Source organism: Pseudomonas sp. 2822-15, from assembly GCF_002742515.1.
GTDB classification, from domain to species: Bacteria; Pseudomonadota; Gammaproteobacteria; order Pseudomonadales; family Pseudomonadaceae; genus Aquipseudomonas; species Aquipseudomonas salomonii.
Map to the genome: position 1 here is coordinate 724,879 of NZ_LJRY01000156.1, position 22,835 is coordinate 747,713.

A 22,835-nucleotide genomic window follows, 5' to 3' on the forward strand; every position below is an offset into this window, starting at 1 on the left:
TAGGTTAAATATCAGGCCAGGGCGGCCTGGTAGCGTGCGGCGACTTCCGGCCAGTTGATCACGCTATAAAAGGCGTTGATGTATTCCGGGCGACGGTTCTGATACAGCAGATAATAAGCGTGCTCCCACACGTCCAGGCCGAGGATCGGCGTGTTGCCGCTCATCAACGGGCTGTCCTGGTTACCACTGCTTTGCACCACCAGCGTCTTCTGCGGGGTGACGCTCAGCCAGGCCCAGCCGCTGCCGAAGCGGGTCAAGGCGGCCTTGGTGAAGGCCTCTTTGAAACTGTCGAAGCCGCCCAATTGCTCGTCGATGGCTTTGCCCAGTGCACCTTCGGGTTTGCCGCCGCCTTTTGGCGACATCACCACCCAGAACAACGAGTGGTTCGCATGACCACCGCCCTGGTTGATCACGGCAGCACGCAGTTTTTCCGGCAGTTGCTCCACGCTGGACACCAACTTCTCTACCGACCAACCCGCAAACTCCGTGCCTTCGACCGCAGCATTCAGGTTGTTGATGTAGGTCTGGTGATGCTTGGTGTAGTGGATCTCCATGGTTTGCGCATCGATATGCGGTTCCAGGGCATCGTAGGCGTAAGGCAGGGCAGGCAAGGTGTAGGTCATATCAATGTGCTCCGTAGTGTGGAGTGATCGGTTGCGCCGCAGCACCACCCAGCAGGCGATGGGTACGCGGGTATTCGCCGTGATCGCTGATGAAATTCAACAGTTCGACATAGGTCTTGCTGCTCTGGCGCAGCGCCGCCTCGCGCAATTGCGGGCTCAGACGCGGGTCCTGCATGGTCTGCAGCAGCCGCTGGTGAATGGCGCAGAGGTATTCCGCACTTTCCTCCGGCTGGTTGAGGCGCAGGTGCAGGTCCGCCAGGTTGTGATGGGAAATGACGCAAGCCGCCACTGCTTCGTCGGCATCCGCCCAACGCTCGAACAACACTTGAGCCAGGGCCAGGGCTTGCAAATAGGCTTCGCGAGCGTCGACCAGCTCGCCCGCCATAAAACAGCGATTGGCCCGTTCGATCGTGCGTTTCCAGTGCTCCATGGTGAGCCTCCAAAGCAGGGTCGGTGATTACACGCCGCCGGCCGTGAGCTTTTCCGGGTCCAGCAGGATCTCCAGTTGGCTACGTGGCAAGTCGGTGTGCTCGAGGGCGACATCGATCACCGGGCGGCCTTGCTGATAGGCCTTCTTGGCGATTTCAGCGGCCTTTTGGTAACCAATGATCGGGTTAAGTGCGGTGACCAGGATCGGGTTGCGCGACAGCGCTTCCTTAAGCTTGGCTTCGTTGACCTTGAAGCTGGCAATGGCCTTGTCGGCCAGCAGGCGGCTGGAATTGGCCAGCAGTTCGAGGCTGCTGAGCAGGTTCTGGGCGATGATCGGCAGCATCACGTTCAATTCGAAGTTGCCGGACTGCCCCGCCACAGTGATTACCGTGTCATTGCCGATGACCTGGGCGGCAACCATGGCGGTGGCCTCCGGAATCACCGGGTTGACCTTGCCCGGCATGATCGAGGAGCCTGGCTGCAAGCCTTCCAGTTCGATCTCACCCAAGCCTGCGAGCGGGCCGGAGTTCATCCAGCGCAGGTCGTTGGCGATTTTCATCAGCGACACCGCGGTGGCTTTCAGCTGGCCGGAAACGGCGACGGCAGTGTCCTGGGAGCCGATCAGCGCAAACAGGTTTTTGCCCGGTGTGAATTTCACCCCGGTCAGGCTGCTCAGTTGCTGACTGAAACGCGCAGCAAATTCGGAGTGTGCATTGATCCCGGTGCCAACCGCTGTGCCACCCTGTGCCAAGGCCTGCAAGCTCGGCAGCAAATCCTGCAGGTGGCCGATATTGGCCTTGAGCTGTTGCGCCCAACCATTAAGCACCTGGCTCATGCGCACCGGCATGGCGTCCATCAGGTGCGTACGACCGGTCTTGATGAACGGGTGGACTTCTTCGGCCTTTTGCTCGATGACCTGTACCAAATGCAGCAAAGCCGGCAGCGTTTGCTCATGCAGCACCAAGGCTGCGCTGACGTGGATAGTGGTTGGGATAATGTCGTTGCTGCTCTGGCCACAGTTCACGTGGTCATTGGGGTTGACCGGCTCGCCCAGCAAACGGCTGGCCAGGGTCGCAATCACCTCGTTGGCATTCATGTTGGAGCTGGTACCGGAGCCGGTCTGGAAGATATCCACCGGGAAGTGCGGCATGAAGTTGCCTTCGAGCAGGCCCTGGGCTGCGTCAACGATGGCCTTGCCCTGCCCTTCGCTGATTTGCTTGAGGTCGACGTTGACCTTGGCGGCGGCGGCCTTGGCCAGGATCAGGGCGCGAATGAATTGCGCCGGCATGCGCTGATGGCTGATCGGAAAATTGTTCACCGCGCGCTGGGTTTGCGCGCCATACAGGGCCTCGGCGGGTACTTGCAGCTCGCCCATGCTGTCGCGTTCGATACGAGTGTTACTCATCGTTTGATCCTTGCACCAGGTCGGAGTGAGAAATAGACGGCAGCAATTGGCAGGTCGCCAATTGCCAGGCAAAGGTCTGCCAGCGCTTGAGGCGGCAGGCACAGTGGGAAAGTTTTTCCAGGTCGCGCAGCGGGCGCCAGGCCTGGTCCAGGCACATGGATCGCCAGTGCCAGGGCAAGGCGATGTCGCCGGCGGTGTCGATCAAAAGGCGGAATGACGTTTCGGCGATCGTCCACGGATGGGTCGCGGTGCAGCACGCCAGGTATCGACCCTCGTTGAGGTAATGTTCGATCAGGCGCGGTTCATTGGGATCGAGACCGCAGCGAATCTGACGACTCATCCAACGCCAACTTTCCAGGTACGGATCCTCATGCAGGACAGAACTCATGATCCACGCTCATTCGGTAATGATATTTATTATTAAATGATATTGAGAATCAAAACAAGTATGGCAAATCGCAGCCATTAAAAAAGGCACGCCATCTCGAGGATGGCGTGCCTTTTCATGAAGCGTCGCGCCGTTAACTGCCGGCGACGGTCATTCGCTCAATCAGCACCGAACCGGTGCGAATGTTGCTGCGCAGCTCAAGGTCATTCCCCACTGCGACGATCTGCTTGAACATATCGCGCATGTTGCCGGCAATCGTCACTTCCTGGACAGCGAACTGAATCTCGCCATTTTCTACCCAGAAACCCGCCGCGCCGCGCGAGTAATCACCGGTCACCATGTTCAGGCCACTGCCCATCAGCTCGGTGACCAGCAGACCGCGCCCCATACGACGCAACAGCGCTGCCTGGTCTTCGTCGCCATGGGTGACGAACAGGTTGTGCACGCCACCGGCATTCGCCGTGCTTGGCAGGCCCAGCTTGCGACCGGCATAAGTGCCCAGTACGTAGGACACCAACTCGCCGTTCTCGACGAACGGTTTGGCATAGGTGGCCAGGCCATCACCGTCGAATGCCGAACTGCCCATGGCACGCATCAAGTGCGGGCGCTCATCGAGGGTCAGCCATTCAGGAAACAGCTTCTGGCCAATCGCACCCTCAAGGAACGAGGATTTTCGGTACAGATTGCCGCCGGAAATCGCGCCCAGGAAACTGCCGAACAACCCACCGGCCAGCTCAGCCGAAAACAGCACCGGCACTTCACAGGTTGGTACCGGGCGCGCGCCCAGGCGGCTGGCTGCACGCTGCGCCGCGCGCTGGCCGATGCTGACCGGATCGGCCAGCAATTCGCCCTGACGGCTCACGTCGTACCAGTAATCGCGCTGCATCTGGCCATTGGCTTCGGCGATCATCACGCAGCTCAAGCTATGCCGAGTGGAGGCATAACCGCCGATAAAACCATGGCTGTTACCGTAGACACGGCAGCCTTGATGTGTGCTCAACGTGGTGCCATCGGCGTTCTTGATGCGGGCATCGGCATCAAACGCGGCGGCTTCGCAGATCAGCGCCTTTTCGATCGCTTGCTCGGGCGTGATGTCCCAGGCGTGAAACAGATCGAAGTCCTTCAAGTCCTTGGCCATCAGTGCTTTGTCGGCCAGGCCCGAGCTTTCATCTTCGGAAGTGTGCTTGGCAATCGCCAGCGCCGCCGCGACGGTTTCACGAATCGCTTCCGGCCCACTGGCGGAGGTACTGGCCGAGCCTTTGCGCTGCCCGGCATACAACGTGATACCAAAACCCTGGTCGCGATTGAACTCGACGGTTTCCACTTCACGCTGGCGCACCGACGTCGACAGCCCCTGCTCCAGCGAAACGGCTACCTCACAGGCACTGGCCCCCTGGCGCTTGGCCTCGGCAAGGATCTGCTCGACTTGTTCCTGCAGTGCCGGTAACGCTTGCGGACCGACGTTTTGGGCTGCACTCATGGTTTTCTCCACTCAAATTCTGCTTTCGGTTAAGGCCATCGAGCGACCGGGCCGGACAAGCGGCCCCCGACTGGTTATCATGGCGGCGTTTCTTTGCGGACTGCCACCATGGTTGATTCTTACGACGACTCCCTCGATGGGGAGAAAAGCAAAACCCAGGTCAAACGCGAGCTGCATGCGCTGGTTGACCTCGGCGAGCGTCTTACAACGCTCAAGAAAGACTTGATTGCCAAATTGCCATTGACCGACGAAATGCGCCGGGCGCTTGCGGATGCTCCCAAGCACACCGCGAATATCGCGCGTAAACGGCACATCATGTTTATCGGCAAGCTGATGCGCGATCAGGACACAGACGCGATTCTGGCGTTGCTTGATCAAACCGATGCCTCCACTCGCCAATACAACGAACGCTTCCATAACCTGGAGCGCTGGCGTGACCGCCTGATTTCGGGCGATGACGCGGTGCTGGAGAAATTCGTGCTGGACTACCCGGACGCGGACCGCCAGCAACTGCGCTCCCTGATCCGTCAGGCCCAGCACGAGCAGGCGCATAACAAGGCGCCGGCCACCAGCCGTAAAATCTTCAAGTACATCCGTGAGCTGGACGAGACTCAACGCGGCCTGCGTTGATCCTCTTCCCCGGGTGGCGTTCTTCGCCACCCGAAGCTTGGGCCATTACGACCCCGTGCCACCCACGGTGATCGCATCGATTTTCAAAGTTGGCTGACCGACGCCGACCGGCACCGACTGCCCATCCTTACCGCACGTGCCCACACCGCTGTCCAGCGACAGGTCGTTACCGACCATCGACACCTTGCTCATCGCTTCCGGCCCATTGCCAATCAACGTCGCCCCTTTGACCGGCGCGGTAATCTTGCCGTCTTCGATCAGGTACGCTTCGCTGGTGGAGAACACGAACTTGCCGCTGGTGATATCCACCTGGCCGCCGCCGAGGTTGGCGCAGTAGATCCCGCGTTTTACCGAGGCGATGATTTCTGCGGGGTCGCTTTCGCCACCGAGCATGTAGGTGTTGGTCATGCGCGGCATCGGCAGGTGCGCATACGACTCGCGACGGCCGTTGCCGGTACGTGCCACACCCATCAGGCGGGCGTTGAACTTGTCTTGCATGTAGCCCTTGAGCACGCCGTTTTCAATCAGCGTGGTGCATTCGGTCGGCGTGCCTTCGTCGTCGACACTCAGCGAGCCACGCCGGCCGGCCAGGGTGCCGTCATCGACGATGGTGCAGAGCTTGGACGCAACCATTTCACCCATGCGCCCGCTGTAGGCCGAACTGCCTTTGCGGTTGAAGTCACCTTCCAGGCCATGGCCAACGGCTTCGTGCAGCAGCACGCCGGACCAGCCCGAGCCCAACACCACCGGCAAAGTACCGGCCGGCGCCGGAATGGCTTCCAGGTTGACCAGCGCCTGACGCAGCGCTTCACGGGCATACCCCATGGCGCGGTCGTCAGTGAGGAAATAACGGTAGTCGGTACGCCCGCCACCGCCATGGCCACCGCGCTCGCGGCGACCATTCTGCTCGACAATGACACTCACGTTGAAACGCACCAGCGGCCGTACGTCTGCCGCCAGCCCGCCGTCCGTGGACGCCACCAGAATGCGTTCCCACACCCCGGCCATGCTCACGGTCACCTGCTGAATACGCGGGTCGAGGGCGCGGGTGGCGGCGTCGATACGCTTGAGCAATTCAACCTTTTCCGCGCGGCTGATCACTTCCAGCGGGTTATCCGGTGCGTACAGCTGGGCCACGTCCTGAGTGCTGAAGGCCTGCACGGTGCCATTCTGACCAGCGCGGGAAATCGAGCGCGCCGCACGCGCCGCCAGGCCCAGGGCTTCAAGGGTGATGGCGTTGCTGTAGGCAAAACCGGTCTTTTCACCGGATTGCGCGCGCACGCCTACGCCTTGGTCAAGATTGAAACTGCCTTCCTTGACGATGCCGTCTTCAAGGGCCCACGACTCGGAAATCTGGCCCTGGAAATACAGGTCGGCCGCGTCGATGCCTGGCCCGGCCAGATCACCGAGCACGGTTTGCAAACTTTCGATGGTCACGCCACCGGGTGCCAGGAGGTGTTCACTGACTGAGGACAACAACTCGCTCATAGGTTTGGCCTTAAATTCATCGTTCTGAAGCAGGCCGCTGCGCGCCCTGCGAGAAAAAGCGCCGATGATTGACCACCGGCATGCGCGCCCGTATCGACGCCTGTTCACTGCTATCACGTTCGGCCAACAACACCGCTTCGCCTTGATCCTGTTGTGCCAGCACACGCCCCCAAGGGTCGACAATGGCTGCGTGGCCAAAGGTTTCCCGTGGCCCCGGGTGCACACCGCCTTGAGCGGCGGCCAGTAAATAGCACTGGGTTTCGATAGCTCGTGCCCGAATCAGGACATCCCAATGTGCAGCGCCGGTCACCGCCGTAAAGGCCGAAGGCGCGGTAATCAACTCCGCCCCCGCTGCACGCAGTTCGCTGTAAAGCTCGGGGAACCGCAGGTCGTAGCACACCGTCAGGCCCAAACGCCCCACCGGCGTGTCCGCCACCACCACATTGCTGCCGAAAGCATAGTCGTCGGATTCGCGATAACGGCCCCTGGCATCTGCAACATCGACATCGAACAGGTGCAATTTGTCGTACCGGGCAACGATGTCGCCCTGATCATCGATCAATAGCGAGCAAGCGTTTGACTTGGCGTGCGGTTGGTCCTGGGGCGGCAACGGCAAAGTGCCGGCCACTATCCATAAGGTGAGGTCGCGGGCAGTCTGTTTCAACCAGGGCAGGATCGGGCCTTCACCCAAGGCTTCGGCGCGACCAATATCGGCCACGTCGCGGCGGCCCATGGCGGCGAAGTTTTCCGGCAGTACCGCAAGCTTGGCCCCGCCCGCTGCCGCTTGCTCCAGCAAGCGCCGGGCCTGGGCCAGGTTGGCCAGCACATCGCTCTGGCTGACCATTTGAATTACCGCAAAGGACATGGGCCGACACTCCGTAATAGGCATGCGGCCATGCTACTCCACAGGCTCTCAGTTTGGCTTTTCAAATGGCTTGTCGAAGGTGATTTTTGGATCCTTCCACGGGCCCTGCACCTTGTATTGCACGCTGGCGAAGCGCGAAACACGGTCACCGATCAGCTTGTCGATCAGGAACAACGCGCCGCCAATGGCGGGCGCGCCAACAATCAGCGCAGCAATCGGCAGGTTGTTGGTCACCGGCAACGTGACCAGCAGTTTGGCGTCGACACGGTCAGCCACCAGGTCCAGGGTGCCATTGAGCTCCAGGTTGGTGGAAGGGCCGGTCATGGTGATGGGTTCACGGGTGACGAACACCCCATCACTGGCGGCCAGCAATCCTTTGACCCGGTCATAACTCAAGCCTTTGCCGAGCAGGTCCGAGAAGTCCAGGCGCAACCGGCGACCGATGGAGTTGAAGTTGAGCAAACCAAACACCCGCAGGGCCTGGGCGCCACCTTCAACCTCGACAAACTGGCCTTTACGAAATGCCGCATCCAGGCTACCGGAGAAACGCTTGGGGCCCACCCACGCCGGCGAACCCGGCCAACGGCCATCCACATCCAGGTGGAAGTCTTCGCTGGTCACGGTCGGCGCAAAGCCCCAGCCCTTGAGCACATCGGCAATGTTCTTGCCGTCCAGGCGGCCCTTGTACCAACTGCTGCTGGCCCCCGGCGCGCCTTCCCAACCGCCGGCACCGTTAAGCTGCATGCCCTTGAGGCCGAGGTTGAGGTTGTTGAAGGCCAAGCCTTTGGCGGTCGGGCGGATCTTCAGCGACCAGGCGCCCACCAGATCGGGGCCCTGGAACAGCTGGTTGATCGCGATATCCAGCGCAGGGATGTCCTTGGGGTCGATATCCGCCAACGGGTCCGGTGCGTTTTCGTCGGCCTGCACGGTCGGGTCCACAGCCGGCAGTTTCACGTATTGCAGGTTGATCGCAATCGGCGCGCCCTTGGCGTCCGGCAGGTTGACCGTGCCCTTGGCCTGCTGGCTGTCGAGCTGCAAGCCCCAGGCGGCGGGCTTGCGGTCGAGCTGAAGATTGGCCTGATCCAGCTGGGTGCCAAAACCGGTCAGTTTGCCCACTTTGAAGTCGGCACCACTGAGCAATTGCTTGGCGCTGCCGCCCGGGTCGTTACCGGCGTAACGGTTGGCCAGTTGTTTCCACGGGTCGATGTCCAGTTCCGACAGCACACCGCGAATACGCAAACCTTTGGCTGCGGGCAATACGGCATTGCCGGCGCCAAGGAACAACTCCCCGCGCCCGTCATTGAATTTGTCCGGCGGCGAGGCAAAGGTGAAGCTCGCCAGCTCGCCATAATCGAACCAGTAACGCCGCTCGGCACCCTGCAAGGTCATGCGAAACACACTGTCACGGCCTTGGTTGGCGGGCATGCCGAAGGGCGCCGGCAGGTCTACCGCCACACCCTTCATATTGGAACTGACCATCAGTTGGCTGTCGGCGCCGTCGAGCGTGAGCTGCAGCTGGTACGGAATATCACCGGACACCGGCAACGGTTGGCTGATTTTCAACCAATCGGTCAGGCGTTTGACCGTGACCTGGCCTTTGGCGGTGACGCGGGTACTGATGTTGCCCGACTTGCCATCGGCAGCAATTTGCGCGGTGATCGGCCGATCGAATGCCTGGGCCGAGATGTTCTGGCCACTCAAGCCCTTGCTGCTGTCGAAGCGGAAGTCGCCCTTGAGCTGTGTCAGGTCCAAGGTCGGCTCCGCCAATTGCAAACGGGCTTTGTCGGTCTTGAAGTCCACCACGATCTTGGGCTCGGTGCCTTTGACCAGCGGAATGTCCAGGTCCAGGTTGCCTTGCAGGTCACCGTCGCCCTTCCAGCCGGCAAAGGTTGACCCTGTACCTATCGGCGCGTCCTGCAGGATCTTCAAACCATCACCCAGGCCGCCCGCAAACCCGCCGGTGATCAGCAAGTGGCTTTCTTTACCGGCCGGTGCGTGGGGAATATTGACGTAGACGTCCTTGACCTTGGTATCGAGCAATTGGCCCTTGCTGGCCAGGATGCGCACGCCGCTCTCCTCGACGAACACTTCGCCATTGACCTTGCTCACATGCGGCCAACCCGGCTGGAAGGCCAGTTCGGCGTCATGCACCTTGAAGAACAAACTGATGTTGCGCGCAGCGGGCAGCGCGTCATGGTTGAGCGAGCCCTGGTACTGGAAGAACCCCTGGTCCACCGCACCTTTGAGAATTGCGGTGCGCAGCCATTCATCCAGGGACGGGCTCAACACGGCCGGCAAATACTTGGGCGTGAAACGGCCATCGCCATCGACCATACCGACCCGCAGGTCCATGTAATCTTCCTGGGTATGGTCAAAATGCAGGCGAATCAAGAAGTCGGCAGCCACTTTGCCCTCTTCGCCCAGTACCTTGATGTACGGGGCGATCAGGGTGAAGCCTTCCTTATCCAGCTTCCATGTCAGGCGCGCGTTGGCCTGGATGTACTGCCAGGGCTTGGCGAAGATCGGGTACAGGTGCAGGGAAAAATCCTTGCTGTCCATACGCAACTCACCCTGGCCCAAATCGCCACTGATGCTCCCGGATACGTTCCGTGCGGCCGGCGCACCGAAGTACGCGTCAAAACCGATGCGCTCAAGGTTGGCGGCGAAGCTGACTTTTTTATCGGTGGTGTCCTGCGGGCGGAAATCCACCAATACATTGCGCAACACGCCCGTGGCCTTCAGGTGCTCAATGGTCTTGGCAAAGCCTTCCGGCAATGGCGCCAGGGCATTCAACAGCGGGGTAATCGGGGTGAGGTCAAGACGATCAGCCTGAAGCTTCCAGGTTTCCAGGTCTTTGTCGGTTGCCAAGCTTTGTTGCAGTTGCAGGTGTGATTCCCAACGGGTGTCGCCGATGTTCATCGCCAGCGAATCGAACAACACCTTTAGGCCACTGTCACTGCGTTGCAGGTAGGCGGTCAGGGCGAGGTTTTCGATATGGACAGGCTTGCGGTCGGCGTAACTGCCCTTTACTTGCGCTGAGTTGAGGCGCACCACGGCACTTTGCACGGTGCCCTTGGCCCAATTGAGCCAGAACTCGCCACCGGCTTTGAACTGGGCGAGCTTCCATTGCTGGGTCAGCCTGGCGGGAATCCATTTGGCCCAGTCACTTTGGGGCAGGCTCAGGTAGGCTTCGACTTCACCCTCTTTCCATGCGCTGGCGCGAATACGGCTGCGCAGGCTCAGGGCCAGAGGCTGGCCGTCCGGCAGGGTGAGGCGCGCATCCAGGCGTTGGCGGGTGTTGCCGGTATGCAGGCTCAGGCCCACATAGGTCAGGGTCAATGGCGCCTGGTCGAACGGCTGCAATGTCACCTGGCTGTCGAGCAACGACACGCGCTTGACCATCTGCATGCGCGTGAGCAACTGCTGCGGGTCCAGCGGCTGGTCGTCCTGTACCGGCAAACCTTGCAGCGCCCAGTGGCCGTCCTGGTCTTCCTTGACACTCAACTGCAGGCCGCTGACTTCGAGGTGGGCGATACGCACTTCGCGGGCCATCAGACTGGCCCAGATATCCGGCACCACTTCAACCTGATCCAGGCGCAAGGCGCTGTTGCCTTCGCCGACCATCACGTCGTGGGCCATCAATATCGGCGCGAAACCACTCCAGCGCCCTTCGAGGCTGCCGATGTGCAGGGGCATTTGCACCGCAGCCTGTGCCTTGGCTTCAACTTCGGCGCGGTACTCCGCCACCAGTGGGACCAACTCACGACCCAGGCTCACGTACACCGCCGCCAATACCAGCAGCAAGGCGCACAGGCCCAGGCCCCAACGGGTCAAGGCGGCAAAAAAGCGTGTCAGACGCTCCATGTCAGGCGACCCTCAAGGCAGTTAGCGGACGGCAGATCAATGCCTGCCGGTCTCGAATAAAGAAAGCGATTGGGGATCAGAGCAGCACCACGTCGTATTGTTCCTGGGAATACATGGTTTCGACCTGGAAACGAATAGTGCGCCCGATAAAACCCTCCAGCTCCGCGACGTTACCGGACTCTTCGTCCAGCAATCGGTCGACCACTTTCTGGTTGGCAAGCACTCTATAGCCTTCGGCCTGGTAGGCACGTGCCTCCCGTAAGATTTCGCGGAAAATCTCGTAGCAAACCGTTTCCGGGGTCTTCAATTTGCCACGTCCCTGGCAACTGCTGCACGGCTCGCAGAGCACTTGCTCAAGGCTTTCGCGGGTGCGCTTGCGGGTCATCTGCACCAGGCCGAGCTCGGTGATGCCGATGATATTGGTCTTGGCGTGGTCGCGCTCCAGTTGCTTCTCCAGGGTGCGCAGCACTTGGCGCTGGTGCTCTTCGTCTTCCATGTCGATGAAGTCGATGATGATGATGCCGCCCAGATTGCGCAGGCGCAGCTGACGGGCAATCGCAGTGGCCGCTTCGAGGTTGGTCTTGAAGATGGTTTCTTCGAGGTTGCGATGGCCCACGAACGCGCCAGTGTTGACGTCGATGGTGGTCATGGCCTCCGCCGGGTCCACCACCAGATAGCCGCCGGACTTGAGCGGCACTTTGCGCTCCAGGGCTTTCTGGATTTCATCTTCGACACCATACAGGTCGAAGATCGGTCGCTCGCCAGGGTAATGCTCCAGGCGGTCGGCAATTTCCGGCATCAGCTCGGCGACAAATTGCGTGGTGCGCTGGAAGGTTTCCCGCGAGTCGATGCGAATTTTCTCGATCTTGGGGCTGACCAGATCACGCAAGGTACGCAACGCCAGACCGAGGTCTTCATAGATGACGCTCGGCGCACCAATGGTTTTGATCTGTGCGCCGATCTGGTCCCACAGCCTGCGCAGGTAGCGGATGTCCATGAGGATTTCGTCGGCGCCGGCGCCTTCAGCGGCGGTACGCAGGATAAACCCGCCGGCTTCCTTGATGCCTTCGGCCGCTACGCAGTCGCTGACCACCTTTTTCAGGCGCTCACGCTCGGCTTCGTCTTCGATCTTGAGGGAAATACCCACATGCGCGGTACGCGGCATGTACACCAGATAGCGCGAAGGAATCGACAGTTGCGTAGTGAGCCGCGCGCCTTTGGAGCCGATGGGGTCCTTGGTGACCTGCACCACCAGGCTTTGCCCTTCGTGCACCAGGGCGCTGATGCTTTCCACTGCTGGGCCTTCACGCAGGGAGATTTCCGAGGCGTGGATAAACGCAGCACGGTCCAGGCCGATGTCGACGAAAGCCGCCTGCATGCCCGGCAATACGCGCACCACTTTGCCTTTATAGATATTGCCGACGATCCCGCGCTTCTGGGTGCGCTCGACGTGCACTTCTTGCAGAACACCGTTTTCTACCACCGCCACGCGCGATTCCATCGGCGTGATATTGATCAGAATCTCTTCACTCATGGCTGGGTCTCGTTCAGGCGTTTTCACAATAGTGACCGATCGCTTAAGGCTTGGCGCGCAAATCAAGGCGTTCAGCGCGCGGTAAGGTTTTGCCAACAGGGTATGCCGAATTGGTCGAGCAGTTGCGCGGTTTCGCACACCGGCAGGCCGACCACAGCGGAATAGCTGCCATTGAGCCCGGCGACAAACACCGAACCCAGCCCCTGGATAGCATAGCCGCCCGCCTTGTCCGCAGGTTCGCCACTGTGCCAGTAGGTTGTAGCTTCCTCGACAGAAATAGTGCGAAAACCTACACGACTGCTTACACAACGTGTTTCGCAGCGCTGGCCGTCGGTGAGGGCAATGGCGGTGAGCACTTCATGTTCACGACCGGAAAGCGCCATCAGCATCGCCAAGGCATCGGCCTGGTCGACGGGCTTGCCAAGGATCTGGCCATCCACGATCACCGCCGTATCGGCGCCCAGCACACAGGCGCCCGAGGCGTGTTCAAGCGCAGCAAAACCCGCCGTGGCCTTGCCGCGCGCAAGGCGCTCGACGTAGGCAACGGCGGGTTCATGGGTAAGAGGGGTTTCGTCAATGGCGGCACTGACCACGGTGAAAGGCACACCGATCTGGGTCAACAGTTCACGCCGCCTCGGTGAGCCCGAGGCCAGGTAAAGCGAATTCATTGCAGACTCTCCCTGTAGGGTTCGATAACCAGGCAGAGCCTCGCAATCCATTCAATTGATTTTATAGCGACGACGTAACCCACGCAGGCCGAAACTGACCCAAGGCCACAACAGCGCACTGACCAACGCCGGCAACACCAGCGCCAAGGTTGGTTGGCGGTTGCCGGTCAAGGCGCTGAGCCACAGTTGCACCAACTGCGCGAGGCCGAAGATCACCAGGATCACCAGGCACTGTTGCCACATCGGGAACATGCGCAAACGCTGCTGCAACGACAGCACCAGGAAGGTAATCAGCGTGAGGATCAATGCATTCTGACCCAGCAAGGTGCCATAGAGCACGTCTTCCGCCAAGCCCAGGCACATTGCCGTAACCATCCCGACTTTGTGCGGCAGGGTCAGCGACCAGAAGGCCAGCAGCAACGCCAGCCAGAGCGGTCGCAGGATCTCCATGAATTGCGGCAGCGGCGAAACGCTGAGCAGCAAACCGATGGCGAAAGTCAGCCAGACGATCCAGCCATTACGCGAATGAGTACCGGCCATTATTCCTCCCTCTGCCGCGTGGTTGCCGGGGCTGCGGCCGCTGGCCGAGCGGCAGGCGTGGCGGCAGGCGTTGTCGCAGGCGGTTTGGCTGCGGCGGGCTTAGCCGGGCGGGCGTTGTGGGCGGCAGGTTTGACGGACGTCGCCACCGGCGCTGCCGGAGTTGCAGGAGTTGCCACCGGTGCAGGCGGCCCAACAAAGGCTGGCTTGGGCACCGTTGCGGGAACGATCGGCGTTGTACCGTTCTGCTTGTCTTCCGCTTCCTGGGCTTGAGCGGCGTCGTTGACGCGCTCTTCCGGGGTGCGGTTGTCGCTGAACACCAGCAGCAGGTAGCGGCTGCGGTTCAACGCAGCGGTCGGGACTGCACGCACAATGGCAAACGGCTGGCCAGAATCGTGGATCACTTCCTTGACCGTCGCCACCGGGTAACCCGCCGGGAAGCGCTGGCCCAAACCGGAGCTGACCAGCAGGTCGCCTTCCTTGATGTCGGCGGTGTCGGCCACATGCCGCAATTCCAGACGTTCCGGGTTACCGGTGCCGCTGGCAATGGCGCGCAGGCCGTTACGGTTGACCTGTACCGGAATGCTGTGGGTGGTGTCCGTCAGCAACAATACCCGCGAGGTGTAGGGCATAAGCTCCACTACCTGGCCCATCAGGCCTCGGGCATCGAGCACCGGCTGGCCCAGCACGACACCGTCGCGTTCACCCTTGTTGATGATGATACGGTGGGTAAAGGGGTTGGGGTCCATGCCGATCAACTCGGCCACTTCGACCTTCTCGTTGACCAGTGCCGAAGAATTGAGCAACTCGCGCAGCCGAACGTTCTGCTCGGTGAGGGCCGCGAGCTTTTGCATGCGCCCCTGCAACAGCAGGTTTTCAGTCTTGAGTTTTTCGTTCTCGGCGACCAGCTCGGTACGGCTGCCGAATTGGCTGGCCACACCCTGGTAGAGACGCTGCGGCAGGTCGGTGATCCAGTAAGTCTGCATCAACACCAGCGACATCTGGCTACGCACGGGCTTGAGCAGTGCAAAACGGGCATCGACCACCATCAGCGCGACCGAAAGCACGACCAGCACCAATAAGCGCACGCCCAATGAGGGGCCTTTGGCGAAAAGCGGTTTAATAAGCCGCTCCTCCCAGGCAAATGTTCTCTTTATTCATACGGCATCAAACCGGCCTGGATGCAGATTGAAGAAGATAAACGCCAACAGGCAGCACTGCAAAGTGCTGCCTGCGGGCGAAGCATGGTGCAACCAACGATCTTATTCGCTGGAGAGCAGGTCCATGGTGTGTTTATCCATCATTTCCAGTGCACGACCACCGCCACGGGCAACGCAGGTCAGCGGGTCTTCGGCGACGATCACCGGCAGGCCGGTTTCCTGGGCCAGCAGCTTGTCGAGGTCGCGCAGCAAGGCGCCACCACCGGTCAGCACCAGGCCACGCTCGGCGATATCGGAAGCCAGTTCCGGCGGCGATTGCTCCAGAGCGCTTTTCACAGCCTGAACGATGGTGGCCAGGGACTCTTGCAGAGCTTCCAGCACTTCATTGGAGTTCAGGGTGAAGGCACGTGGAACGCCTTCGGCCAGGTTGCGACCGCGAACATCCACTTCGCGAACTTCGCCGCCCGGGTAAGCGGTGCCGATTTCCTGCTTGATGCGCTCAGCGGTAGATTCGCCGATCAGGCTGCCGTAGTTACGACGCACATACGTGATGATCGCTTCGTCGAAACGGTCGCCGCCTACACGCACGGATTCGGCATACACCACACCGTTCAGGGAAATCAGGGCGATCTCGGTAGTACCACCACCGATATCCACCACCATCGAACCGCGCGCTTCCTCAACCGGCAGGCCGGCGCCGATTGCGGCAGCCATAGGCTCTTCGATCAGGAACACTTCGCGGGCACCGGCGCCAAGGGCCGATTCACGGATGGCACGACGCTCCACCTGGGTGGACTTGCACGGAACGCAGATCAGCACACGAGGGCTGGGCTGCAGAAAACTGTTTTCGTGAACTTTGTTGATGAAGTACTGCAGCATCTTTTCGCAGACGCTGAAGTCGGCGATCACGCCGTCTTTCATCGGACGAATGGCAGCAATATTGCCTGGTGTACGGCCGAGCATGCGCTTGGCCTCGGTGCCTACGGCAACGACACTTTTCTGATTACCATGGGTCCGAATGGCCACAACCGATGGCTCATTCAGAACGATACCGCGCTCGCGCACGTAAATAAGGGTGTTGGCAGTGCCCAGGTCAATGGAAAGATCGCTGGAAAACATGCCACGCAGTTTCTTGAACATGGGGAAAGGACCCTAGGCAACGCGTGGGTAAAAAAGTGCGGCAAACTCTAACAACGACAGGGATTTTGGGCAAGGCGCCAATGTGCTAAATTGGCCGACTTTCTGTGCACCAACCCCCACAATCGCGGCCTTATGACCGTAGAAATGCGGTAGTGTTCCGACAATCTAACACACGGATGCCCTCCGTTCTGTTTTCCACTGGAGAAACCCATGGCGCTTGAACGCTCCGACGTGGAAAAAATCGCGCATCTGGCCTCGCTTGGCCTGAATGACGCCGATCTTCCACAGACCACCGCAGCCCTGAACAGCATTCTCGGGCTGGTCGACCAAATGCAGGCCGTGAATACTGACGGCATCGAGCCCCTGGCTCACCCGCTGGAAGCCAGCCAGCGCCTGCGCGCAGACGTTGTGACCGAGCGAAATAATCGCGAGGCCTACCAGTCCATCGCGCCAGCGGTCGAAAACGGCCTGTACCTGGTTCCGAAAGTCATCGACTAAAGGGAAAGAGCCTTTCATGCATCACATGACTCTGGCCGAGATCGCCCGCGGTCTCGCCGACAAAAAGTTTTCTTCCGAAGAGCTGACCCAGACCCTGCTGGCGCGTATTGCCGCGCTGGACCCCAAGGTCAACAGCTTTATCAGCCTCACCGAGGAGCTGGCCCTGAGCCAGGCCAAGGCCGCCGACGCACGTCGCGCCAACGGTGAAAACGGCGCACTGCTGGGCGCACCGATCGCCCACAAAGACCTGTTCTGCACCCAGGGCATTCGCACCAGCTGCGGCTCGAAGATGCTCGACAACTTCAAGGCGCCCTACGACGCCACCGTGGTGTCCAAGCTGGCTGCCGCCGGGGCCGTGACTCTGGGCAAGACCAACATGGACGAATTCGCCATGGGTTCGGCCAACGAGTCGAGCTACTACGGCGCGGTGAAAAACCCGTGGAACCTGGAACACGTGCCCGGCGGTTCATCGGGCGGTTCGGCTGCCGCCGTTGCTGCGCGCTTCCTGCCGGCCGCGACTGCCACCGATACCGGCGGCTCGATCCGCCAGCCCGCCGCGTTCACCAACCTCACCGGTTTGAAGCCGACCTACGGTCGCGTTTCCCGCTGGGGCATGATTGCCTACGCCTCCAGCCTCGATCAGGGCGGCCCGCTGGCACGCACGGCAGAAGACTGCGCAATATTGTTACAAGGTATGGCCGGGTTCGATAAACAGGACTCCACCAGCATCGATGAGCCGGTGCCGGACTACAGCGCCAGCCTTAATACCGCGCTCAAAGGCCTGCGTATCGGCGTGCCGAAAGAGTATTTCAGTGCCGGTCTCGACCCACGTATCGCCGAACTGGTGCACAACAGCATCAAAGAGCTGGAAAAGCTCGGCGCCGTGATCAAGGAAATCAGCCTGCCGAACAACCAGCACGCGATTCCTGCGTACTACGTGATCGCGCCGGCAGAAGCCTCCTCGAACCTGTCGCGTTTCGACGGTGTACGTTTCGGCTACCGCTGCGAAAACCCGAAAGACCTCACCGACCTGTACAAACGCTCCCGTGGCGAAGGCTTCGGCGCCGAAGTGCAACGCCGGATCATGGTCGGTGCCTACGCGCTGTCCGCCGGTTACTACGACGCGTACTACCTCAAGGCGCAAAAGATCCGCCGCCTGATCAAGAACGACTTCATGGCCGCCTTTGAAGAAGTCGACGTGATCCTCGGCCCGACCACGCCTAACCCGGCCTGGAAGATCGGCGCCAAGACCGGCGACCCGATCGCCGAGTACCTGGAAGACCTCTACACCATCACCGCCAACCTCGCGGGCTTGCCGGGCTTGTCCATGCCCGCAGGTTTCGTCGATGGCCTGCCGGTCGGCGTGCAATTGCTCGCCCCGTATTTCCAGGAAGGCCGCCTGCTCAATGTGGCGCACCAGTACCAGTTGAACACCGACTGGCACACTCGCACCCCTACCGGCTTCTGAGGAGAACACTATGCAATGGGAAGTTGTGATCGGGCTGGAGATTCATACCCAGCTCGCCACCCAATCGAAGATTTTCTCCGGTAGCGCCACCACGTTCGGCGCAGAACCCAATACCCAGGCCAGCCTGGTCGACCTGGGCATGCCCGGCGTACTGCCGGTGCTGAACGAGGAAGCGGTGCGCATGGCGGTGATGTTCGGCCTGGCGATTGACGCCGAGATCGGCCAACACAACGTGTTTGCGCGCAAAAACTACTTCTACCCGGACCTGCCCAAGGGCTACCAGATCAGCCAGATGGAATTGCCGATCGTCGGCAAGGGCTACCTGGACATCCCCCTGGAAGACGGCACCATCAAGCGTGTCGGCGTCACCCGTGCGCACCTGGAAGAAGATGCCGGCAAGAGCCTGCATGAAGAATTCAACGGCGCCACCGGCATCGACCTGAACCGCGCCGGCACGCCGCTGCTGGAGATCGTCTCCGAGCCGGACATGCGCAGCGCCAAGGAAGCCGTGGCTTACGTCAAGACTATCCATGCGCTGGTGCGTTACCTGGGCATCTGCGACGGCAACATGGCCGAAGGCTCGCTGCGTTGCGACTGCAACGTGTCGGTACGGCCAAAAGGCCAGGCCGAGTACGGCACACGCTGCGAGATCAAGAACGTCAACTCGTTCCGTTTCATCGAGAAGGCGATCAACACCGAAGTGCGTCGCCAGATCGAGCTGATCGAAGACGGCGGCAAGGTGATCCAGCAAACGCGCCTGTATGACCCGAACAAAGACGAAACCCGCGCCATGCGCAGCAAAGAGGAAGCCAACGACTACCGTTACTTCCCCGACCCGGACCTGTTGCCGGTGATCATCGAAGACTCGTTCCTGAATGACGTGCGTGCCACACTGCCGGAATTGCCGCCGCAAAAACGCGAGCGTTTCCAGGAACAGTTCGGCCTGTCGGTCTACGATGCCAGCGTACTGGCCTCCAGCCGTGAACAAGCCGACTACTTCGAAAAAGTCGTAAGCATTGCCGGCGACGCCAAGCTGGCGGCCAACTGGGTGATGGTTGAGCTGGGCAGCCTGTTGAACAAACAGGGCCTGGAGATCGACGAAGCCCCGGTGACCGCCGAGCAGTTGGGCGGCATGCTGCTGCGCATCAAGGACAACACCATCTCCGGCAAAATCGCCAAGACCGTGTTTGAAGCGATGGCCGCAGGCGAAGGCAGCGCCGACGACATCATCGAGAAGCGTGGCCTCAAGCAAGTCACCGACAGCGGCGCTATTTCGGCCGTGCTCGATGAGATGCTCGCCGCCAATACCGAGCAAGTTGAACAATACCGTGGGGCAGACGAAGCCAAGCGCGGCAAGATGTTCGGCTTCTTTGTCGGCCAGGCGATGAAAGCCTCCAAAGGCAAAGCCAACCCGCAACAGGTGAACGAACTGCTCAAAAGCAAGCTCGAAGGCTGACACTTGATCGTTCCCACGCTCTGCGTGGGAACGCCTCACTGGACGCTCCGCGTCCGCTTTTGTGACGCGCAGCGTTACGGGCTGCATTCCCACGCAGAGCGTGGGAACGATCAATTGGGGGTTTGTTGAACATGAAGCGTCTACTCGGCCTCCTGGCCCTGTTCTCTCTGCTGGCCGGTTGCGCCAGCGGCCTCATCGACCCCAACGGCTACGACGAAACCGGCACCGCCTCCTATTACGGCGCCAAGCACCATGGCAATAAAACCGCCAGCGGTGAACCCTTCAACCAAAACGCCCTGACCGCCGCCCATCGGCGCTTGCCCTTCGGCACGCGGGTCAAGGTGACCAATCTCGACAACAACAGATCCGTGGTGCTGCGTGTGAATGATCGCGGCCCGCACACCCGTGGTCGCCTGATCGATGTTTCCCGCAAGGCGGCTGAGCAGCTCGGTATGCTGGGCCGTGGCACCGCGCGGGTTCGCGTGCAAGCGCTGAGCAACTGACAGGAGCCTTGGCTATTTCCGCACTCACCGCCCTCTCGCCCTTCAGCCTGCTCGAATTGGTCAGCGGCCTGCTGCTGCTGATCCTCGGCGCCGAAATCCTGGTGCGCGCCGCCGTGCGCCTGGCGGCCAGCCTCAAGGTGCGGCCGCTGATCATCGGCTTGAGCATCGTCGCCTTCGGCAGCAGCGCGCCGCAGATGACCGTCAGCCTGCAAGCCACCCTGGCCGGCAATACCGATATCGCCGTGGGCAGCGTGATCGGCAGCAGCATTTTCAACATCCTCGTCACCCTGGGCCTGTCTGCGTTGATCATCCCGCTGCGGGTATCGCGGCAACTGGTGCGCCTGGACATCCCGGTGATGATTTGCGCCGCGCTGCTGGTGTTTACCCTGTCGGCCAATGAAGAGCTGACGCCCGCTGACGGGCTGGTACTGCTCGCGGCGCTGGTGGCCTACCTGGGTGTGCTGCATTACCAGACCCGCCATTCCCGGCGCCCGCGCACGCTGGACACCGTGGCCAGGGCGCCGTGGTTGAGCAGCGTGTTGCTGATGCTCGGCGGGCTATTGATTCTGGTGCTGGCCGGGCACTTGCTGCTGGGCGCGGCGGTGGACGTGGCGAGCGACCTGGGCTTGTCGGAACGCATCGTTGGCCTGACCTTGATCGGCGTCGGCACTTCGTTACCGTGCCTGGCCACCTCATTGATTGCCGCCGTGCGCGGCGAGCGCGAGATTGCTGTGGGCAATGTGATCGGCAGCAGCCTGTTCAACCTGCTCGGTGTGTTGGGGTTTACTGCATTGGTAGCGCCGTCACCGCTGTCGGTATCGCCCAACGCCCTCGATTTCGACTTGCCGGTGATGCTCGCCGTGGTGGCGCTGTGCCTGCCGGTGTTCTACACCGGTTACCGGGTCACCCGCGCCGAAGGCCTGGTATTGCTGGGCCTGTACCTGGTGTACGCGTTGCATGTGGTCTCGTTCACGTTCGGCATGCCCCTGGCTACCCGGCTTGAAAAACTGATGCTGTATTACGTCCTGCCGGCGCTGGTGGCGTTTCTGCTACTCAGCACGCTGCGCGCCTGGCGCCGCCAACACAAGAGGGAAGCGCAATGACCGATCCGAAAAAGCCCGGAGTTGAGATGCGTCGCCAGGTAATGGGCGACGTGTTCGTCGATCGCGCCCTGGGCAACGCCACCGAATTCACCCAGCCGCTGCAGGATTTTGTCAACGAACATGCCTGGGGCAGCGTGTGGAATCGCGAAGGCTTGCCCTTGAAGACCCGCAGCCTGATCACCCTCGCGGCCCTGACCGCACTCAAGTGCCCACAGGAACTCAAGGGCCACGTGCGCGGCGCACTGAACAATGGCTGCACGGTGGAAGAGATTCGCGAAGCGCTGCTGCATTGCGCGGTGTATGCGGGTGTGCCGGCGGCGATTGATGCGTTCAGGGCGGCGCAGGAAGTGATTGAGGCGTATCAGGCAGACCGGTAGTGACTGTTAGATAGCCATCGCAGGCAAGCCAGCTCCCACATTCTGAATGTATTCACAGTTCAAGTGTGGGAGCTGGCTTGCCTGCGATTGGCCCTCAAGCACACCACAAACCTTAGATCCACCCACCCGCCTGCAACACAAAAATCCCGATATTGGTGGTCACCGCCGCCATCAACGTAGTGATCACAATAATCGCCGCCGCCAATTCATGGTTACCCTCGGCAGCCCTGGCCATGACAAAACTCGCCGCCGCCGTCGGCGCGCCGAAATACAGAAACAAAATCCCCAACTCCGGCCCGCGAAAGCCCAGTAGCCACGCGCCCAGCGTCGCGAATAGCGGCAGGCCGATCATCTTCACCAGGCTGGCACTCAAGGCCATGCTGCCGCTTTTGCGCAAGGCCGCCAATGACAAGGTGCCGCCAATGCAGATCAGTGCCAGCGGCAAAGTCATGTCCGCCAGGTACTGCCCGGACGACTCCAACCACCCCGGCAAGCCAATCTTGAAGATCGCGAACGGCGCGGCGACGATCACGCTGATGATCAGCGGGTTGGCTATCACGCTTTTGAAGATGCTCCACGGGTCGGACTTGATCACCGGGCTGTACACCGCCAGCACGATGGTCGACAGCGTGTTGTAAAACAGAATCACCAGCGCCGCGAGAATCGCGCCCAGGGAGATGCCGTAGTCGCCGTACATGCTGGCCGCCAGCGCCAGGCCGATCACGCCGTTATTGCCGCGAAACGCGCCCTGGGCATAAATGCCACGGTCTTCACGCGGGCAGCGAAAGATCGCCCAGCCCCAGGCCAGGGCGAAGCTCAGCAGCGTGGCGACGGCAAAGTAGATCAGCAAACCGGGCTTGAGCGCCGAATGCAGGTCGGCGTGGAGGATGCCGAGAAACAGCAGCGCCGGCATGGTGACGTTGAACACCAGCGACGATGCAACGTGGATGAAGTTGTCGTTGATCCAGTTGATGCGCTTGAGCAGCACCCCCAAAAACAGCATGGCAAACACCGGCGCGGTGATGGTCAGGGTGGTGAGGAAGATAGCCAGCATGCCGGGGAAAACCTTGGTGGGTGTCGTCAGGTGACTAATGATAAGCCAGATTCACCTGGATCGTTCCCACGCTCTGCGTGGGAATGCAGCCCAGGACGCTCCGCGTCCCATTCACAGCGGATGCAGAGCGTCCAAAGAGGCATTCCCACGCAGAGCGTGGGAACG

The 22,835-nt window shown here is 60.8% G+C and carries 21 protein-coding genes; 7 read left to right on the forward strand and 14 right to left on the reverse strand.

What is annotated here, in order from left to right; translation table 11 throughout:
- Nucleotides 1-11 precede the first annotated feature (11 nt).
- From AOA59_RS05150 to pmbA, 5 genes are all read right to left on the reverse strand, one after another.
- The gene (locus AOA59_RS05150; RefSeq protein ID WP_099486232.1) at nt 12-623 is read right to left on the reverse strand and encodes a superoxide dismutase; all 612 of its coding nucleotides are present in this window, start codon (nt 621-623) and stop codon (nt 12-14) included.
- Between the two features lies 1 nt (nt 624).
- Nucleotides 625-1,053 carry a hypothetical protein gene (locus AOA59_RS05155; protein WP_065930275.1) on the reverse strand — a complete coding sequence of 143 codons (429 nt, stop codon included), beginning with the start codon at nt 1,051-1,053 and terminating at the stop codon, nt 625-627.
- A 27-nt stretch (nt 1,054-1,080) separates the two neighbouring features.
- The gene (locus AOA59_RS05160; protein ID WP_099486234.1) at nt 1,081-2,457 is read right to left on the reverse strand and encodes a lyase family protein; all 1,377 of its coding nucleotides are present in this window, start codon (nt 2,455-2,457) and stop codon (nt 1,081-1,083) included.
- Nucleotides 2,450-2,845, reverse strand: coding sequence for a FagA protein (locus AOA59_RS05165; RefSeq protein ID WP_065930273.1), 396 nt, complete (start codon nt 2,843-2,845; stop codon nt 2,450-2,452). The genes AOA59_RS05160 and AOA59_RS05165 overlap by 8 nt, the downstream gene beginning before the upstream one ends.
- Nucleotides 2,846-2,978: 133 nt before the next feature.
- A complete protein-coding gene (pmbA, locus tag AOA59_RS05170; RefSeq protein ID WP_099486236.1) occupies nt 2,979-4,325 on the reverse strand; it encodes a metalloprotease PmbA in 1,347 nt (448 codons plus the stop codon).
- 108 nt (nt 4,326-4,433) lie between these two features.
- Here pmbA and yjgA point away from each other — a divergent pair, with 108 nt between their 5' ends.
- Nucleotides 4,434-4,955, forward strand: a complete 522-nt coding sequence (yjgA, locus tag AOA59_RS05175; protein WP_017138246.1) for a ribosome biogenesis factor YjgA — start codon at nt 4,434-4,436, stop codon at nt 4,953-4,955.
- 45 nt (nt 4,956-5,000) lie between these two features.
- On the opposite strand, the gene tldD is transcribed toward yjgA, so the two are convergent.
- From tldD to mreB, 8 genes are all read right to left on the reverse strand, one after another.
- Nucleotides 5,001-6,443, reverse strand: a complete 1,443-nt coding sequence (gene tldD, locus AOA59_RS05180; protein ID WP_099486237.1) for a metalloprotease TldD — start codon at nt 6,441-6,443, stop codon at nt 5,001-5,003.
- 16 nt (nt 6,444-6,459) lie between these two features.
- Nucleotides 6,460-7,308, reverse strand: a complete 849-nt coding sequence (locus tag AOA59_RS05185) for a carbon-nitrogen hydrolase family protein (protein ID WP_099486239.1) — start codon at nt 7,306-7,308, stop codon at nt 6,460-6,462.
- 48 nt (nt 7,309-7,356) lie between these two features.
- A complete protein-coding gene (locus tag AOA59_RS05190; protein WP_099486241.1) occupies nt 7,357-11,172 on the reverse strand; it encodes a YhdP family protein in 3,816 nt (1,271 codons plus the stop codon).
- 76 nt (nt 11,173-11,248) lie between these two features.
- The gene (rng, locus tag AOA59_RS05195) at nt 11,249-12,706 is read right to left on the reverse strand and encodes a ribonuclease G (protein ID WP_010213134.1); all 1,458 of its coding nucleotides are present in this window, start codon (nt 12,704-12,706) and stop codon (nt 11,249-11,251) included.
- Between the two features lie 71 nt (nt 12,707-12,777).
- Nucleotides 12,778-13,374 carry a nucleoside triphosphate pyrophosphatase gene (locus AOA59_RS05200; protein WP_069786072.1) on the reverse strand — a complete coding sequence of 199 codons (597 nt, stop codon included), beginning with the start codon at nt 13,372-13,374 and terminating at the stop codon, nt 12,778-12,780.
- A 51-nt stretch (nt 13,375-13,425) separates the two neighbouring features.
- Nucleotides 13,426-13,914 carry a rod shape-determining protein MreD gene (gene mreD / locus AOA59_RS05205; RefSeq protein ID WP_017138250.1) on the reverse strand — a complete coding sequence of 163 codons (489 nt, stop codon included), beginning with the start codon at nt 13,912-13,914 and terminating at the stop codon, nt 13,426-13,428.
- Nucleotides 13,914-15,035, reverse strand: a complete 1,122-nt coding sequence (gene mreC, locus AOA59_RS05210) for a rod shape-determining protein MreC (RefSeq protein WP_099486243.1) — start codon at nt 15,033-15,035, stop codon at nt 13,914-13,916. The genes mreD and mreC overlap by 1 nt, the downstream gene beginning before the upstream one ends.
- Before the next feature lie 138 nt (nt 15,036-15,173).
- Nucleotides 15,174-16,211 carry a rod shape-determining protein MreB gene (gene mreB, locus AOA59_RS05215; protein ID WP_002555108.1) on the reverse strand — a complete coding sequence of 346 codons (1,038 nt, stop codon included), beginning with the start codon at nt 16,209-16,211 and terminating at the stop codon, nt 15,174-15,176.
- A gap of 210 nt (nt 16,212-16,421) precedes the next feature.
- Between mreB and gatC the strand changes: the two genes are divergently transcribed.
- From gatC to AOA59_RS05245, 6 genes are all read left to right on the forward strand, one after another.
- Nucleotides 16,422-16,709 carry an Asp-tRNA(Asn)/Glu-tRNA(Gln) amidotransferase subunit GatC gene (gene gatC / locus AOA59_RS05220; protein ID WP_003188556.1) on the forward strand — a complete coding sequence of 96 codons (288 nt, stop codon included), beginning with the start codon at nt 16,422-16,424 and terminating at the stop codon, nt 16,707-16,709.
- Between the two features lie 16 nt (nt 16,710-16,725).
- A complete protein-coding gene (gene gatA, locus AOA59_RS05225; protein ID WP_099486245.1) occupies nt 16,726-18,177 on the forward strand; it encodes an Asp-tRNA(Asn)/Glu-tRNA(Gln) amidotransferase subunit GatA in 1,452 nt (483 codons plus the stop codon).
- 10 nt (nt 18,178-18,187) lie between these two features.
- On the forward strand, nt 18,188-19,633 hold the full coding sequence (gene gatB, locus AOA59_RS05230; RefSeq protein WP_099486247.1) for an Asp-tRNA(Asn)/Glu-tRNA(Gln) amidotransferase subunit GatB: 1,446 nt from the start codon (nt 18,188-18,190) through the stop codon (nt 19,631-19,633).
- A gap of 131 nt (nt 19,634-19,764) precedes the next feature.
- The gene (locus tag AOA59_RS05235) at nt 19,765-20,136 is read left to right on the forward strand and encodes a septal ring lytic transglycosylase RlpA family protein (RefSeq protein WP_065911567.1); all 372 of its coding nucleotides are present in this window, start codon (nt 19,765-19,767) and stop codon (nt 20,134-20,136) included.
- Between the two features lie 56 nt (nt 20,137-20,192).
- Nucleotides 20,193-21,239: a calcium/sodium antiporter gene (locus tag AOA59_RS05240; protein WP_074854412.1), complete on the forward strand. Its 1,047-nt coding sequence runs from the start codon at nt 20,193-20,195 to the stop codon at nt 21,237-21,239.
- Complete coding sequence (locus tag AOA59_RS05245; protein ID WP_065911569.1) at nt 21,236-21,616, forward strand: carboxymuconolactone decarboxylase family protein; 381 nt, start codon at nt 21,236-21,238, stop codon at nt 21,614-21,616. The genes AOA59_RS05240 and AOA59_RS05245 overlap by 4 nt, the downstream gene beginning before the upstream one ends.
- 112 nt (nt 21,617-21,728) lie before the next feature.
- On the opposite strand, the gene AOA59_RS05250 is transcribed toward AOA59_RS05245, so the two are convergent.
- The gene (locus AOA59_RS05250) at nt 21,729-22,670 is read right to left on the reverse strand and encodes an AEC family transporter (protein ID WP_017138257.1); all 942 of its coding nucleotides are present in this window, start codon (nt 22,668-22,670) and stop codon (nt 21,729-21,731) included.
- Nucleotides 22,671-22,835 lie beyond the last annotated feature (165 nt).